The following is a 15,904-nucleotide window of genomic DNA, read 5'->3' as shown; positions in this document are numbered from 1 at the left end:
AACGGAGAGATTCGATCGTTCTGATCGAATCTGTTTATGTCGTCATGTTGAATACGTTGTCGACGAGGTGACAGGAGAAATTGTATCTGCACCTGAAATGATTTTTCCGTTGCGTGCACGGATGACCAGCATAAATCCACGAGGACGGATCTGAGGATAATGCCACTGTTTGCAGAGTTCGGTAGCCCTGAACAGGCCCTCCTGCCACCGTGACATACGCCATTGCCGGACGTGAATACGCATGTGCGGAAAGGTATTTTTCAGTCGCCTGATTTTGCTGCCGGTGAACAGATGCGACTGCATCAGGATCTGGGTCTTGCCGTTAGCGATGCCATTAATATGGTTGATGAGTTCATTCCAGGCACATTCCAGTTCGTCCGGTGCCGTTCGCAGTCGGCGGGTATTTCTGACGTTATTGACGTGCAGTGCCACAGTGGGGATACGGGGACGGCAGCGCAATTTTTTGACCAGAAAATAGGACCGATTGGCATGGCCAATCAGCCAATACCCCATTTTAAAACAGAGCGGAGGGGCCAGTAAGGCGGCAAACATAATGATTGCCGCAAACACCGGGATATCGGGCGTGAGTACAGCGAGAGACGAACCGATAATCACCAGCGCCAGCAATAAAATAACGAGCAGCCATATCAGGATAACCAGCAACATAACTATCATTTTTTGTATTCAGCCATGAAATGAAATTGTGATTGAAAGGGGCAGAGCGGCTCATAGCTTAATAACCCATTTTCATGTGAGAAGGGGAAATTATGTTGAGCTGGCTGAAAAAACAGGTATTCAGGTTGTCAGCGGATAACGGTGAGAGATCCCCCACAACTCGGGTCAAGAGGAGAATACCGGACGGGAGTTGGATTTACCCACATCCAGCCGAGGTGTTGCTAGCGGAGGCGGAGCGCCCGCGACTGATGCAGGCGCTATGGGAAAACTGCCCACTGTCGGCCGATATGTTCGACGTATTATGGCTTGCCCCGCTACGGGGGCTTGCCGAGCAGGCTCAGGCGTTGCCGTTGATGTCGGGCACATACGGGAGACTTGGTGGATTACTGGATGCGATGCTGTCGGTGTCAGTGTGTGCCGTTCGATTGTCCAAGTCCCACCTGTTGCCGCCGGGTGCCCCACCGGAAGAGCAGGCGGCACAGAGTTCAGCCTGGTGTACGGCTATCTACTATGTCGCACTGTTCAGCCTGTCGGGTGAGCTGGGGGCGTACCAAGGGGAAATGCGTACCGGTAAGTCGTGGTTCCCGACAGTGAGTATGCCGTCGGATGCGTACCGTTTTCGTCACGATGCCACGGCGGCGAACGGGGGCTGGCGTTTGATGATGGCGGGGCGTCTGCTCCCACCGCTTGCGCTACGTTGGTTGGCTCAGTGGCCATCGGTACTGCAGACATTACTGTCGAGCCTGGCAGAAGGCGCGACGGGTGGGATAGTTTCCGTGATTATCGATGATGCCTGGGAAAAGTGCGGGGTTTCTGGTGAAAAATGCCAGATATTACCGGGTGTTGCAGCATCATCGGATGCCACTATACCGCAGCATGCTGACAATTATTCAGTTGAACATCCGGTTTCTACAAAGGCAGACAGCGAAATAGAAAAACAAAACACGCATTATAATAATAAGCCTGATGAGAATCTGAATCTGACTGTCAACACCCTATCCGGGGAAGGGCTGATTTCCGCACTACCTGCCGTGGGTGGGGCTGAAGACAACGAACCACAGGACGTCGATGCACAACATAATACGGATATTGATACGCTTTCCATTCTGGACAGTCAGCTTTTTCCCGTACCAGACGATAAGGCGCCGGATGGACGGCAACCGGGCCAGATATTTTTTGACTGGTTGGCTGAGAATATTTATTCCGATGCTTTATCGGTAAATGAGAAAACCGGTATTGCCCATGTGGTCAGCCATTTTTTATTTCTGAAAACACCGGAATGTTTTTTCAGGTATTTATCATCATCACATATCGGTCTGGATAAATCCGTCCTGCAGCAATCGTTTGAAGACTGCGCATATCACCATACGCGGAATGGCAAGGGAATTTATACCTACCGTATTTATGACAATCCGGACAAAGAAGGGAGATACGAGAAAATATCAGGGTATATGATACCGGTAAATCTATTTCCGACCTGTAAAGACAGACTGGTAAATAGCAGTTTGTTTATTTCACCCAATAATTGAATTAAGGACAACCCATGACTGATATCGGTTATGAAAATCTACTGGATGATTATTTTTTTCTAAATCATTGAGGCCGGCGACGGAGTGGAGTTACCGCAAGGTAACCAATTCATTTATCCGGTTTACTGATATATCGCCGGCTCGAGTAGACCGATTGGCTGTATTGAACTGGCGTCGACACTTGCTGACAGAAAAGAAAGTGTCGGCAAGAACCTGGAATAATAAAGTGGCTCACATGCGAGCGATATTTAATCACGGCATAAAAGCAAGATTACTGCCCCATACCGAGAATCCGTTTAATAACGTGATTACACGGCCTGATATGAAGCGTAAGAAAACACTTTCAACGGGGCAGTTGGACGCGATCGATCGCCTCATGGCGCAGCATCTGGAGCAGGAACGTCAGGGAGTAGGGGCGCATTTTAATGAATGCGCACTGTATCCCGCCTGGTTCTGGAAAACGGTGCTCGATACGTTGCGTTATACCGGTATGCGTCAGAACCAGCTGCTGCACATCCGTCTGAGCGATGTGAACCTGGATACGGGGATAATCAATTTGCGCCCGGAAGGGTCGAAAAATCATCGTGAACACCGCGTGCCGATAATTTCTGCGTTACACCAGGGATTGAGTCGGCTGATAGAGGAATCAATAGCGCGTGAGGCGCAACCGGATGAACAATTGTTTAATGTTTATCGGTTTATTGGCCGGGCGAGCAATGATATGGCGCCGATGTCAGAGATACCACTGCGGTCGTTCTTCCGACGACTGTCAAATGAATGCCGTTTTACGGTCAGTCCTCACCGTTTCCGCCATACGCTGGCCACGGAAATGATGAAGAGCCCGGACAGGAACCTGCATATCGTGAAAAACCTGCTAGGGCATTCCAGCTTGACCACCACGCTGGAATATGTGGAATCGAATATAGACAGTATCCGTGCAGCGCTGGAAGGTGAGTTACGCTGTTAGCCGGCTAATGTTAAGGCGGATTTAGCGTTGTTCTTTACACTGGCTTGACAGAAAAAGGAAAAGTTGCAAGTATTCCGCGGGCAATAAAAAGCGGGCGCATACGCTAATATGCACCCGCTTGTGAGTCTCAACTTCTTCACTGTGTGTACTTGTAGGGTTACACAGTTCTGATATCGAACCCATTTAACATGCCCGTTATGAGTAGACACCTCGTAACGAACAGGCTCTGAAGAATGGTGCCCGGACTCGGGAACATTCAGCTTTCTATTAAGTTGAAGTTTAGCATAAATTTTAACCGTGGCTGTTGTCAAGACCCGTAGGTTGACCCGTATTTTCATAGATAGATCATAATGATGGGTCACATCCGATAAAGGAATGCCCAGTTCGTTCCTTTGGTTCGATTCCCCATATCACCTGTAAATCATAATGAGATAAGCCCAACTTGAGCTGTATAATTACTCTACCGAAGAGAAGGTTGGTGGATGACATTATGTCGGCAGAAAAAGACGTTTCTGCTAAACACGTGGCATTAAATTTACGTACCGAGCCAGATGAACAAGCCGTTACTGAGGAGACGTTGATCGATCAGCCGATTATCATGGCAGGTTCAGATGCTTATCAGGAATTCCTCGCCCGCTTGGATCAGGTTCCTGCACCCAATGCCGCGCTGCGCAACACCATGCAAACACTTGCACCGTGGGAACAGAAAAAATGAGCTCAGCCCCTGAGCCACTCCGCGCCGCATTGGAAGGTTCATGCGAGCAGAGACCTAAATGCGCTCTCTAATTTGTTGTATTGTCTTTCCCTTTGACCAATAGGGAAGACAATAGTAGTGAAAAAACGTATAAAAAATATACTGTTAAGTAAAGCGTTGGATAAATATTTTTCCACGGTTTCGCGACATAAACGAGGACAATTGCAGGAGTTCTATCGAATCAACGTTATTAAGCGTTCTCGTTTGGCTAACAGAAATATGGATGAAATTTCATCCATAGACATTGCAGAATATAGAGATACTAGATTATCGGAATTTAACGCCAGAACGCAAAAGCCGATAAGTGCGAATACTGTGCGACTGGAATTAGCATTGTTATCGGCGCTTTATAATCTGGCAAAAGTTGAGTGGGGCACATGCTCTATAAACCCTGTTGAAAATATTCGCAAGCCTACCGTATCGTCAGGCCGTACCCGGAGGTTAACGACTCATGAAGAGCGACGGTTAACCAGATACTTCAAAGATAAAAATCCTGAATTATTGGCTATTTTTCACATTGCATTGGAAACGGGAATGCGGCAAGGCGAAATTTTGTCGTTGCGATGGGAATATACCGATCTTCGCCTCGGCGTTGCCCATTTACCTTTGACGAAAAATGGGACATCGCGAGACGTTCCATTGTCATCAAAAGCGCGGCAAATTCTGAGTGGCTTAGGTGAACGGCCACATCATGAGAATGGCTATATTTTTAGCTACACGTCGAGTGGGTTTAAAAGCGCATGGCGTGTGGCTTTGAAGGCTCTGGCTATCGACGATCTACATTTTCACGATCTCAGACATGAGGCAATCAGCCGATTCTTTGAACTGGGAACGCTAAATGTTATGGAAGTGGCGGCGATATCAGGTCATAAATCGATGAATATGTTGAAACGCTACACCCACCTTCGTGCAACACACCTCGTGAGCAAACTGGATGCACATAAGAAACAGGCTAAAAAACTCGCCTCCATCTTTGTTCCTTACCCAGCGGATATTGCTGCCGATGATACAACGGTTACGCTGAAATTTTCCGATCTTGATAACCTGTCTGTGACGGCTTCAACGCATGATGATGCCTTGAAAATTGCCTCTGTGGAATTACTTCGATTTCAGGCTATAGCAGCGAAAAACGGTAAGAGGCTTCCGCCACCCGGCGCTATCTCAGTGAATTCAGTTGATAGGGTGCTTATCAGCCCACTGTAGCGATGTAGATAACTTTTAGATGACGATGTTGAGCTAAATATCGTCATTTTTTATGTCGGGAATCCCGACTTACCAGGCAGTCTACTCAGACGACGTGTTTTACATATCACACTGATAATCCGGTGCGGCATCAGTCAGAATCAGCAGGCATCCTCACTCTGAAGTGCTAAATTAAGTATTGCTATCGAACCAATGACCCGTAACATCCATATATAACGTACAACAATCACTAAAACACACCGGATTATCAGTATGGCAAATGAACGTATTACTGAATTTAGCGCTAAACAGAAAGAAAATGCGGAACAACATTGCAGTATTGATGCCTTGGCTGAGGGTCAGCAGGATGAGTTTTGTTCATCACCTTCCGATATCAGCAGCGACCTCTTTGACATCCCAAGCACTACCCCGAATTTCCGTACCGAACTGGCTGGTCAGCTTGCCGAACTAATTCCAGAGGTTGTTGCGGATGGCAAGCTGGATGTCGAAAAACTTCGTGAACTGCTGGCCGATGATGTGGCTGACAGTAATGAGCGCTTTGGCCTGTTCTGGCCGGGCAAAAAGCGCGCGCTGCGCGCCGCACAGGCACCGACTACCGCCACCCTAAAACCAGATTCCGTCAATTCGAAAGAGTGGGACACGACGCGGAATGTGTTTATCGAGGGAGACAATCTCGAAGTACTGAAGATCCTGCAACGACATTATCACAACAAGGTCAAGCTGATTTATATCGACCCGCCTTACAACACCGGAAAGGATTTTGTTTATCCCGATAACTACAAGGAAGGGCTGGACAGTTATCTGGAGTGGACGCGGCAGGTGAACGAGGAAGGTAAGAAAGTTTCCACCAACAGCGAGACCGAAGGGCGTTATCACTCCAACTGGCTGAACATGATGTACCCGCGCCTTAAGTTAGCCCGTAATTTGCTCACCGATGATGGAGTGATTTTTATTTCGATTGATGACAATGAACAGGAGAACCTTCGTAAACTTTGCAATGAGGTTTTTGGTGAAGGGCGCTTTATTGCGCAACTTATTTGGAAGTCTAGAGTAAGCGAAGATACTCGAGCTACGACGGGTGTTTCAACTGACCACGAGTACATTCTCGTTTATTCAAAAACTGAGAATGCTGTTTTTCGTGGAACGGAAAAAGACAAAACGAAGTTTAATAATCCAGACAATGATCCACGTGGCCCATGGCGTAGTGCCGATCTTACAGGATTAGCGGCAAAAGATGCTCGACCAAACTTACACTATGACCTGATAAACCCTGCCACTTGCGAAAATTATGGGTGCCCACCGAAAGGATGGCGATTCGAACCGGAAACCATGCGAAAAAAGATCATGGAAGGCAGAATCTTATTCCCAGCGACTTCTGGTGGTCGCCCCAGACATAAATTGTTTCTTAAAGAAATGCGAAGTCTTTTTAAGAATATGAGTTCGGTAATAACTGATTCAAATACCGCTGTGGGAACCAGGGAAACAAACGGACTAATTGGAAATGGTGTTTTCAGTTTTCCGAAACCTGTTTCGCTTATTTTTTCACTTGCCGAGCAAATCATGAGTGATGAAGACATCATCCTTGATTTCTTCGCTGGCAGTGCCACCACCGCTCATGCCGTAATGCAGCTTAATGCTGAAGACAACGGCAAACGTCGTTTTATCATGGTACAACTACCTGAACCTACTCCTGAAGCTTCAGAAGCGCGCAAGGCAGGCTTTGCCACTATTGCTGATATCTCGCGCAAGCGCATCGAACTAGCGGGCGAGAAAATAAAATCCGATGTTGCAGAAAGCAATATAGATACCGGCTTCCGCGCCTATAAGCTGACGGACACCAATTTCACCAAATGGCGAGTCACCAGCGATATCGAACCAGATAAGCTAACCCAGCATTTGCTCGACCTGCGTGGCAGTAGCACTGATGAGGCCAGTCCCGATGACCTGCTTACTGAGCTGCTGCTGAAACTCGGCTATTCGTTGAACGAACATCTCAGTGTACAGACTATCGCCGGGCTGGACATCCATGCCATCGTTGGCGACGCAGACAAGCCCCATCTGCTGGCGTACTTAAACGAGCGAACTAAACCCACACTGGAACAATTGCGGGAACTGGTGAATGCCGAACCTACGCGCCTGATCGTTCTGGAAGATGCCTTCCACGGTGACGACGAACTGAAAACCAATATTGCTCAATATGCCAGAAGCAAAGGTATTGAGCTGAGGACGGCGTGATGAACAGTCATTCTCAAAATACGGGCTTTCAATTTGATTCGTATCAGCAATATCAGCTTGATGCCATCAACGCCGTGGTGGATTTGTTCGATGGTCAGCCAAAGGATGCCGACAAGATCGCGATTGCCTTGCGTGGCAATGTTGCTAGCCGGGAAGGTGAACTGGATTTAGGCATCGAACAGGAGATCGGCGCTATCGGCAATAATCTGGTACTGGATGAAGGCACTATCCTTGCTAACTTACAAACGGTGCAGGATCGCAACGGGCTGGAGGTCAGCGAAAAGCTGGTTGATGATAAACTGGATTTCGACATCGAAATGGAGACCGGTACGGGCAAAACTTACGTTTATCTGCGCACTGTTTTCGAACTGGCCAAGAAATATGGTTTCACCAAGTTTATCGTCCTCGTTCCCAGCGTCGCCATCCGTGAGGGGGTCAACACCAGCATTCGTCTGATGCGGGAGCACTTCCGCAGTCTCTATCCGGCGCAGCCTTTCGATGCGAATGTTTACAGCGGCGACAAGGCTGAGGAAGTACAGGCCTTTGCTACTGCGACCAACGTGCAAATACTGGTGATGACGATCGATGCGATACGCGGTAACAAGAATACGCGCATCATTCACCAGCAGCGCGACAAACTCAATGGCTTGCGTCCGCTGGATTACCTGAAAGGCACGCATCCCGTGGTGATCATGGATGAACCACAGAATATGGAGTCGCTACTATCGCAGTCGGCAGTGGGCGAGCTCGATCCCGTATTTACACTGCGCTACTCGGCCACGCACAAGCAACGACGAAATCTGGTCTACCGGCTCGATCCGGTTGACGCGCACGATCTCGGTTTGGTGAAGCAGATCGTTGTGGCTGAGGTCGCACAGCACGGTGCGGACGTTGCGCCATACGTCAAGTTGCTCGAAGTGAAAGACACGAAAGCCGCGAAACTTGAACTGGCTTGTCGCAAGGCCGATGGATCTATCGCGCGTCGTAGCAAAAAGGTCAAACCGCATCAGGAATTGTCAGACGTCAGTGGAAATCCTGCTTATACTGGCTGGCGTATTAATGCTTTAAGCATCGCCGCGTTCGGTGACCCGGCCAGTATTGAACTGATGCCGAATGGGAATCTGCTGCACGAAGGTGAGTCCTTGGGGGGCGCCACGGGCGCGATTTACAAGGAAATGATTAGGGAAACCGTGCGTGAGCATTTGCGCAAGGAAGCGATGTTGCGCCCGAAGGGGATTAAAGTATTGAGTCTGTTTTTCGTCGACAAGGTGGCGAGTTTTCTCGGCGACGGGGTGAACAACGAAGACGCAAACGGCGAGTTCACGAAGTGGTTCGATGAGGTGTTCAGGGAAGAGCGTAGCAAGTCTGGCGTCTACCAAACATTGCTGCCGCAGGATCCTTGCGAATTACGGCGGGCGTATTTTTCCCAACTGAAAACACGTGTTGGCACGACCTTTGTGGATTCGTCAGGCACAACAGCTAAAGATGACGATGCCTACAAACTCATTATGCAAGACAAGCAGCGTCTGCTGGACGACGCAGAACCAGTACGCTTCATCTTTAGCCATTCCGCACTGCGCGAGGGCTGGGACAACCCTAACGTGTTTCAGATTTGTACGCTGCGTGAAATGGGCGCGGAAACGGAACGTCGGCAAACCTTGGGACGTGGTCTGCGCCTGCCAGTGGCGAAAACAGTAAAAGGCTATGAGCGTGTTTCCGATCGTAGCGTTGCACAACTCACGGTAGTTGCTAACGAGTCTTATGCTACGTTCGCTCAGAACCTGCAAGCTGAATACAGGGAGGCGGGGGTAGCCATCGGACAGGTACGCCCCAATGAATTTGCCAAGTTGATGAAACGGGATCCTCATGGTGCGATGACCGATGACATGCTGGGGTTCAGGATGTCTTCTGCCATATTCAAGCATCTGGAAAACTCAGGATTCATCAAGGATGGTAAGACAACTTCCATGTTTCTGCCGGATGCAGCAGGATTCTCACTACATTTGCCGGCTGAGTTCAGGCCCTACGAAACAGATATTATCCACTGCATTCTTAATGCGGGTATTGAGAAATATGTGAAGCCCGTAAGTGCGCGGGCCAAACGGAAATTCAACAAAGAGCTCTACGCCTCGCCGGATTTTGAGAGGCTTTGGAGCGCTATCAGCCAGAAAACCACTTATCGGGTGACAGTTAAACACCCTATGCTGGTTGAGACGTGCATAAAGGCGATCAAGGCTGAACCCAAAATTCAGCCGTTACGTATTGATGTCACTCGTGCTGGTGTCAGGGTGCTACGTGGCGGCACGCAAGGGCTAGAACTGGGGGCACGAACTGTCGATCTCAAAGGCAGTTATGACCTGCCGGACATTATCGGTGAGTTGCAGCAAGGTACGTCTCTTACACGCAAGACGCTGGTGGATATTCTCATTGGTAGCGGAAGATTGGATGAGTTCATTGCCAATCCGAACGACTTCATGGCGATGGTACGCCGTTGCGTAGAGGGTGAACTACAGCGCGTCATTGTTGAAGGCGTTCAGTATGAAAAGATCGGCGGCTCCATCTATGAACTCCGCGAGTTGCAAGCCGATGGCCTTGCCGAAAAGGATTTCTTCAAAGAGCATTTGTACCGCGTCGAACACCCTGAGAAAACCGATTTTGATTACGTCGTGTTTGATGGCGGGCCGGACAGCCCGGAGCGAAAGTTCGCCGAGTTTCTCGATCACCGCGAGGATATCAGGCTGTTTATGAAGCTTCCGCCAAGATTCCAGATCGACACGCCGGTTGGCCCTTATAACCCCGACTGGGCCATCATCAAATCCGAAGAAGGCGAAGACCGCATCTATATGGTTCGCGAAACCAAGAGCACCATGGATGAACAAAAAAGGAGACCCTCAGAAAATGCCAAAATCAAGTCTGCCGAGGCACACTTCAGAGAAATTGGCATCGAGTATGCGGTTTCCGTACCTGAACAGTGGAATATCTAGTGTCGGCTGTAGCTGCATGGGCCTGTGAGGAATAGGCTGGATAATCAGTGGTAAACCTGTCTCTCTGCTGGAAGACAGGTTTACCAAAAATAGATTACTTGATCTTTTCAACGTTACGTTTTGGCCCTCAGTTTTCTGCCGACGGGGAATTTTCGATATAAGGTATCTACTGCTACGTCATAAATCAGTGCCACCTGCTGGCGCGGGACGCCATTAGCCAGAAGATGTCCGGCTTGCGCCCATTGCTCCGGCGTTAGCTTGGGCCTGCGTCCGCCTATGCGTCCTTTAGCCCTAGCGGCAGCCAAACCCGCACGGGTTCGTTCGACAATAAGCTCTCGTTCCATTTCAGCCATCGCACCCATAATGTGAAAAACAAACCTTCCCATTGGCGTGGCGGTATCTATGGAATCGGTCACACTACGAAAATGAATCCCGCGTTGTTGCAACGTGTCCATTAATTTGACAAGTTGTCTCATGCTTCGTCCCAATCGATCCAGTTTCCACACCGCGAGCGTATCCCCCGCCTGTAATGCCTTCAGAGCACTATTGAGTTTCGGTTTTTTCTCTGTAGTCCCACTGATTTTCTCTTCAAATATCTGTTCACATCCTAGCCGTTCCAACGCTTCGCGTTGTAAATCGGTGTTTTGGTCATTTGTTGATACCCTGACATAGCCTATTAACACGCCATTTCCTCCTGCTAAAAGCACGGAGAATGCCAGATCGCCAGATAACGCTCATCTGCATAATTGTTGATTTAGGAAAATCAAAAGCGGCCATAAAACCATAAATAAATTCATCACGATTCAGCTCGTGGGTTATCTGTTCAAGCTGCTCGAAAATCCTCGCCTGATTCACTGCCATACATGATCCTTCAGAATGCATAACTTGTTTTTTGCCATAACTATATACCGCTTGTAGATAAACCAACGATTACACAGGTGCGTCAGGGCAGTAGCCGTAACATCGCTAAAGAGCCTGGTCAGGTCGGTATCAAGAATAAACTCTGGTTTCAGTCTGCTGCGGAAGGAGAAGAGCTTGAGACTCTGCTAAATCAGTGCATTGATGACCCAGCGATAGCTAAAAATAAGATCCGCTTCGTGCTGATCACTGATTTTACTCGCTTTCTGGCTTGGGATACCGCAAGTAAAGAGCGGCTCGACATTGAAATGGACGAGTTACATAGCAACTATGGTTTCTTTTTGCCGTTAGTGGGCCTTGAGAAAGCCATTATCAGCAGTGAAAACCCTGCTGATGTGAAGGCCGCCGAGAAGATGGGGAGATTGTTTGACCTCATCCGAGTCCACAATGACCTCAGTAAGTCGGAAGATATCCATGCCCTTAACGTCTTCCTGACTCGCTTGTTATTTTGCCTTTTTGCCGAAGACACCGGTATTTTTGCCCTCGCCCAGTTCACGTCTGCTGTCAAAAGTTTTACCGAAGAAGATGGCAGCGATCTGGATTCATTTCTTTATCAGTTATTTGGTGTGTTAGATGAGAAGCCTGACAGCCCGCAGCGGCAAAGGCTACCCGCCCATCTTGCAGCATTTCCGTATGTAAATGGTGGATTGTTTGCCAGCGATGAACCGGTTCCCGAACTGCGCAAAAAGGGGCGCAAGATCTTACTCGAATGCGGAACCATGAACTGGAGTGAGATTAACCCAGACATTTTCGGCAGCATGTTCCAGGCTGTGATTGATGTGGAACAGCGCAGCCGCTTAGGGCAGCACTACACTTCATATCGCAATATCATGAAGGTGATTCAGCCCCTGTTTCTTGATCCGTTACGCGTTGAACTGGATAAACAACGTAACAATGCCAAGGGGCTTAAAGCGTTACTGGTGCGACTCGGCAAGATCAAAGTATTCGATCCTGCATGTGGATCCGGTAATTTCCTGATTGTGGCCTACAAAGCGTTACGCAATCTGGAAATTGAAGTGATTGAAGCTCTGCGTGAGCTGGAACCTCAAACATTTTCAATGAGCGGTCTTCATCTGTCACAGTTTTACGGCATTGAGATTGATGACTTCGCCAGCCAGATCGCTCGGTTATCCCTCTGGCTGGCGGAGCACCAGGTGAATAGTCAGTGGGAAAAAGCGTTTGGTTTCGCGCCACTGGCATTGCCGTTACGTGAAAGTGGAAATATTCATAGTGGTAATAGCTTGCGTCTTGACTGGTATCAGGTCTGTCCTAAAAAAGTTGATGATGAAGTGTATGTAATCGGTAATCCGCCCTTTTTAGGAACACTGGGACGTTCAGATGAGCAACGTGCTGATATGCAGGCTGTATTTAGCGACTTCAAAGCGTTAGGAACCTTAGATTTTGTTGCTTGCTGGTTCTGGAAAGGGGCGCAATACATTCAACATTCATGTGCTGAGCTGGCCCTGGTAGCAACCAATTCCATTTGTCAGGGAGAGCAGGTTGCGACACTGTGGCCGCCAATTTTTTCCCTCGGGCTAAATATCCATTTTGCTTATCCAACTTTTCCATGGGTGAACAATGCCCGTGATAAAGCAGCTGTTCACGTAATTATCATCGGGTTATCAGCTCAATCAAGAACAAGAAAATTATATCAGAGAGTTAATAGAGAGTGGCATTGTAAGCAGATTGATAATATTAGTCCGTATTTGATTGAGGGGAGTAATATTACTATTTTTTCACGGAATAAACCGATGGTTAACGGAGTGTCATCTTTATTATTTGGCAATAAGCCAACTGATGGTGGACACTTATTGTTAAGTAGGCAGGAACGGGATGAGTTATTAAAAAAAGAACCCAAATCTGAACGCTGGATTAAGAAATTGTTGGGGGCCGATGAGTATTTAAATAGCAAAGAGCGTTGGTGTTTATGGCTGGTAGGGATAACAAATGATGAGCTTCAGGCAATGCCACTTGTTTATCAGCGAGTGCAGCGTGTAGCGGAAACACGCAGGAAAAGTCCTGATAAAGGTGCACAAAAAATGGCAGAGCGGCCACATCAATTTCGGGATTTAAATAACCCTAATAACTATATCCTAGTTCCCAGCGTGTCATCAGAGCGTCGCACCTATGTTCCCCTAGGTTTTTTTAATGCAGAGGTAATTTCAACAAACCTTAATTATATTATTCCCAACGGCACACTATACGAATTCGGCATACTTTCTTCTTTAATGCATAACGACTGGATGAGGTTGGTAGCTGGTAGGTTGAAAAGTGACTATCGCTATTCTGCATCGGTAGTTTACAACCCTTTTCCCTGGCCTGAAGTGACCGAAATACAACGCAAAGAAATCGAGATTCTTGCCGAAGACGTGATTTTAATCCGTGAAGAATTCCCAGGACGTACACTCGCTGAACTCTATGATCCCGATAAGATGCCGCAAAAGCTGTTAACCGCCCATCAGGCTCTCGATACCGCGGTGGATCGACTTTACCGTGAGCCCCCATTCAAAGATGCAGCCGACCGCTTAAGCTGCCTGCTGGCACGTTATGAAGCACTGACGCAGAAACTGACAGTAACTCAGGCTAAACCAAGAAAGAGCAGAACACCGGCCAACGCAGGAAACCATAATGAATAATTTATTGCACGTTGAGTATGGTCAGACGGGGCAAAGTACCGGCCTTAATTCGATGGGAATGCGTGAAATGCAGGCCCGAGCTTTTGCTGAACGAAATAGTCAGTATCTATTGATCAAGGCCCCTCCGGCTTCGGGAAAATCGCGTGCGTTAATGTTTCTGGGGCTGGATAAGCTGGAAAATCAGAGCGTGCGAAAAGTGATTGTCGCCGTTCCGGAAAAGTCTATCGGTGGCTCTTTTCAGGAGACCAATTTAACCGAACAAGGTTTTTTTGCTGACTGGCGTGTTACATCCGAGAACAATCTGTGTGTGGATGGTGGGGAAGCGGGTAAGGTTCAGGCTTTTCAACGCTTTATGCAGGGCAACGAACGTATTCTGATATGTACTCATGCGACCTTGCGTTTTGCCTTTGATAAATTAGTGGTAACAGATTTCGATAATTGCCTGGTGGCTATTGATGAGTTTCACCATGTTTCTGCCGATGGTGATAATCGGCTTGGTAATCTTATTGATGAGCTCATAAAAAAATCGAGTGCGCATATCGTTGCCATGACCGGATCATATTTCCGAGGCGATACCGTGCCGATCCTGTTGCCTGAGGATGAAGCGCTGTTCACTAAGGTGACATACACCTATTACGAGCAGCTGAATGGCTATCAATATCTTAAATCTCTGGGTATTGGTTATCATTTTTATCAGGGGCGTTATATTGATGCATTGCCCACGGTACTCGATACCAGCAAAAAAACGATTATTCATATTCCGAATGTCAATTCCGGTGAATCAACCAAAGATAAATACGGAGAGGTCGATGCTATCATCGATGTGCTTGGCAGCGTGATAAAACGCGATCCTTTGACTGGGGTTTACCATATTGCGGGAAAAAATGGCTGTGAGCTCAAATTAGCCAATCTGGTTGATGATAATCCTAACGAACGACCTAAAATCCAGGCGTATTTACGTAATATCAAAGCGGTTGATGACATGGACATCATCATCGCCTTAGGCATGGCGAAAGAAGGGTTTGATTGGCCTTACTGTGAGCATGTGTTGACGATTGGCTATCGCAGCTCTCTGACAGAAATTGTGCAGATTATCGGCCGGGCGACCCGAGATTGTACGGGAAAAACGCATGCTCAGTTTACCAATCTCATCGCTCAACCTGATGCACAGGATGATGACGTGAAGGCATCGGTCAATAATATGCTTAAGGCGATCACCACGTCGTTATTGATGGAGCAGATCCTGGCTCCCAACATCCAGTTTAAGCCTCGTTCTCAATGGGACGGTCAGCCACTGCCACCCAATACTTTGCTTGTAGATGATTCCGCAACCTCACCGGTATCCCCGAAAGTATTGGATATTCTGAACAGTGACAAGAACGAAATTATGGCGACTCTGATGGCTAACGAACAGTTGGTCAAAGAGACAATCAGTGAAACCACACCCCCCGAAACTTTCACTCAAGTGGCTTTGCCTGCTGTGATTCAGACGCTTTACCCAGATTTGACCGACGAAGAGCAGGAACAGGTACGCATAGGAGTATTACAAAGTATGTTGATCACTCAGAAAGGGGGCGTGGTTGATTGGGAAGACCTGCCGCAGGATGCCAATGTGGATATGGCGAATGGCGCTGAAGAAGAGTCAGTAAACAGTGTCGCAGGTAAGCAGTTCCTGAAGATGGGTGAAAAGTTCATCTGTATTGATAATTTGGATATAGACCTGATAGATGCGGTTAATCCGTTCCATGGTGCTTATGAAATTCTCTCTAAATCGGTAACTGCGCCTATGCTGAAAACCATTCAGGAAGCGGTAAGTGCCAGCCGATCGCAGGTCTCCGAAGAAGAAGCAATTATACTTTGGCCTAAGATCAAGCAGTTCACCCGAGAGCAACAGAGAGAGCCGTCGCTGAATGCCAGTGATCCGATTGAGAAGCGTTATGCCGAAGCGCTCGCCTTTATCCGCAAAATGAAGCAACAGAAGTTGGCTAATCAGGAGCAGTAAA

Annotated in this window: 11 protein-coding genes and 1 pseudogene; 9 read left to right on the top strand and 3 right to left on the bottom strand. The window is 48.0% G+C overall.

All coding sequences use genetic code 11. The features are described from left to right. Positions 1 to 42: 42 nt before the first annotated feature. The gene (locus tag DPA2511_RS15670) at positions 43 to 666 is read right to left on the bottom strand and encodes a hypothetical protein (protein WP_023638433.1); all 624 of its coding nucleotides are present in this window, start codon (positions 664 to 666) and stop codon (positions 43 to 45) included. A gap of 101 nt (positions 667 to 767) precedes the next feature. Between DPA2511_RS15670 and DPA2511_RS15665 the strand changes: the two genes are divergently transcribed. The 7 genes and pseudogenes from DPA2511_RS15665 (at position 768) to DPA2511_RS15640 (ending at position 10,347) form a co-directional block, all read left to right on the top strand. Further along, complete coding sequence (locus tag DPA2511_RS15665; protein WP_015854724.1) at positions 768 to 2,204, top strand: TraI domain-containing protein; 1,437 nt, start codon at positions 768 to 770, stop codon at positions 2,202 to 2,204. Positions 2,205 to 2,271: 67 nt separating this feature from the next. After that, positions 2,272 to 2,433 (top strand): annotated as a pseudogene (locus DPA2511_RS24280) (site-specific integrase); the annotation flags it as partial. 93 nt (positions 2,434 to 2,526) lie between these two features. Then, positions 2,527 to 3,171 (top strand): site-specific integrase, encoded by a 645-nt coding sequence (locus DPA2511_RS15660; protein WP_404821630.1) that lies wholly within the window; start codon positions 2,527 to 2,529, stop codon positions 3,169 to 3,171. Positions 3,172 to 3,661: 490 nt separating this feature from the next. After that, positions 3,662 to 3,886: a type II toxin -antitoxin system TacA 1-like antitoxin gene (locus DPA2511_RS15655; protein WP_015854723.1), complete on the top strand. Its 225-nt coding sequence runs from the start codon at positions 3,662 to 3,664 to the stop codon at positions 3,884 to 3,886. Between the two features lie 117 nt (positions 3,887 to 4,003). Then, positions 4,004 to 5,128, top strand: a complete 1,125-nt coding sequence (locus tag DPA2511_RS15650; protein ID WP_015854722.1) for a site-specific integrase — start codon at positions 4,004 to 4,006, stop codon at positions 5,126 to 5,128. Between the two features lie 252 nt (positions 5,129 to 5,380). After that, positions 5,381 to 7,363 carry a site-specific DNA-methyltransferase gene (locus DPA2511_RS15645; RefSeq protein ID WP_015854721.1) on the top strand — a complete coding sequence of 661 codons (1,983 nt, stop codon included), beginning with the start codon at positions 5,381 to 5,383 and terminating at the stop codon, positions 7,361 to 7,363. After that, positions 7,363 to 10,347 (top strand): restriction endonuclease, encoded by a 2,985-nt coding sequence (locus tag DPA2511_RS15640; RefSeq protein WP_015854720.1) that lies wholly within the window; start codon positions 7,363 to 7,365, stop codon positions 10,345 to 10,347. Before DPA2511_RS15645 ends, DPA2511_RS15640 begins: the two co-directional genes overlap by 1 nt. 113 nt (positions 10,348 to 10,460) lie before the next feature. Here the strand turns inward: DPA2511_RS15640 and DPA2511_RS15635 are convergent, their stop codons facing one another. Together DPA2511_RS15635 and DPA2511_RS23225 are read right to left on the bottom strand one after the other, a co-directional pair. Beyond that, complete coding sequence (locus tag DPA2511_RS15635; protein WP_015854719.1) at positions 10,461 to 11,030, bottom strand: recombinase family protein; 570 nt, start codon at positions 11,028 to 11,030, stop codon at positions 10,461 to 10,463. Next, positions 10,996 to 11,208: a hypothetical protein gene (locus DPA2511_RS23225; protein WP_023638430.1), complete on the bottom strand. Its 213-nt coding sequence runs from the start codon at positions 11,206 to 11,208 to the stop codon at positions 10,996 to 10,998. Before DPA2511_RS23225 ends, DPA2511_RS15635 begins: the two co-directional genes overlap by 35 nt. A gap of 77 nt (positions 11,209 to 11,285) precedes the next feature. Between DPA2511_RS23225 and DPA2511_RS21935 the strand changes: the two genes are divergently transcribed. Both DPA2511_RS21935 and DPA2511_RS15625 read left to right on the top strand, forming a co-directional pair. After that, entirely contained in the window at positions 11,286 to 13,901 is a 2,616-nt protein-coding gene (locus tag DPA2511_RS21935; RefSeq protein WP_015854718.1) for a class I SAM-dependent DNA methyltransferase, read from the top strand. Then, positions 13,894 to 15,903, top strand: coding sequence for a DEAD/DEAH box helicase (locus DPA2511_RS15625; RefSeq protein WP_015854717.1), 2,010 nt, complete (start codon positions 13,894 to 13,896; stop codon positions 15,901 to 15,903). Before DPA2511_RS21935 ends, DPA2511_RS15625 begins: the two co-directional genes overlap by 8 nt. Position 15,904 lies beyond the last annotated feature (1 nt).

The organism is Musicola paradisiaca NCPPB 2511, from assembly GCF_000400505.1.
GTDB lineage: Bacteria > Pseudomonadota > Gammaproteobacteria > Enterobacterales > Enterobacteriaceae > Musicola > Musicola paradisiaca.
Note: the sequence above shows the minus strand (reverse complement) of the source record. Positions and strands in the feature narration are given on the sequence as shown.

Excerpts from the sequence above, each read along its gene's own strand:
- DPA2511_RS15670 (WP_023638433.1), bottom strand. The coding sequence starts at position 666 with ATGTTGCTGGTTATCCTGATATGGCTGCTCGTTATTTTATTGCTGGCG.
- DPA2511_RS15665 (WP_015854724.1), top strand. The coding sequence starts at position 768 with ATGTTGAGCTGGCTGAAAAAACAGGTATTCAGGTTGTCAGCGGATAAC.
- DPA2511_RS15660 (WP_404821630.1), top strand. The coding sequence starts at position 2,527 with ATGAAGCGTAAGAAAACACTTTCAACGGGGCAGTTGGACGCGATCGAT.
- DPA2511_RS15655 (WP_015854723.1), top strand. The coding sequence starts at position 3,662 with ATGTCGGCAGAAAAAGACGTTTCTGCTAAACACGTGGCATTAAATTTA.
- DPA2511_RS15645 (WP_015854721.1), top strand. The coding sequence starts at position 5,381 with ATGGCAAATGAACGTATTACTGAATTTAGCGCTAAACAGAAAGAAAAT.
- DPA2511_RS15640 (WP_015854720.1), top strand. The coding sequence starts at position 7,363 with ATGAACAGTCATTCTCAAAATACGGGCTTTCAATTTGATTCGTATCAG.
- DPA2511_RS23225 (WP_023638430.1), bottom strand. The coding sequence starts at position 11,208 with ATGGCAGTGAATCAGGCGAGGATTTTCGAGCAGCTTGAACAGATAACC.
- DPA2511_RS15625 (WP_015854717.1), top strand. The coding sequence starts at position 13,894 with ATGAATAATTTATTGCACGTTGAGTATGGTCAGACGGGGCAAAGTACC.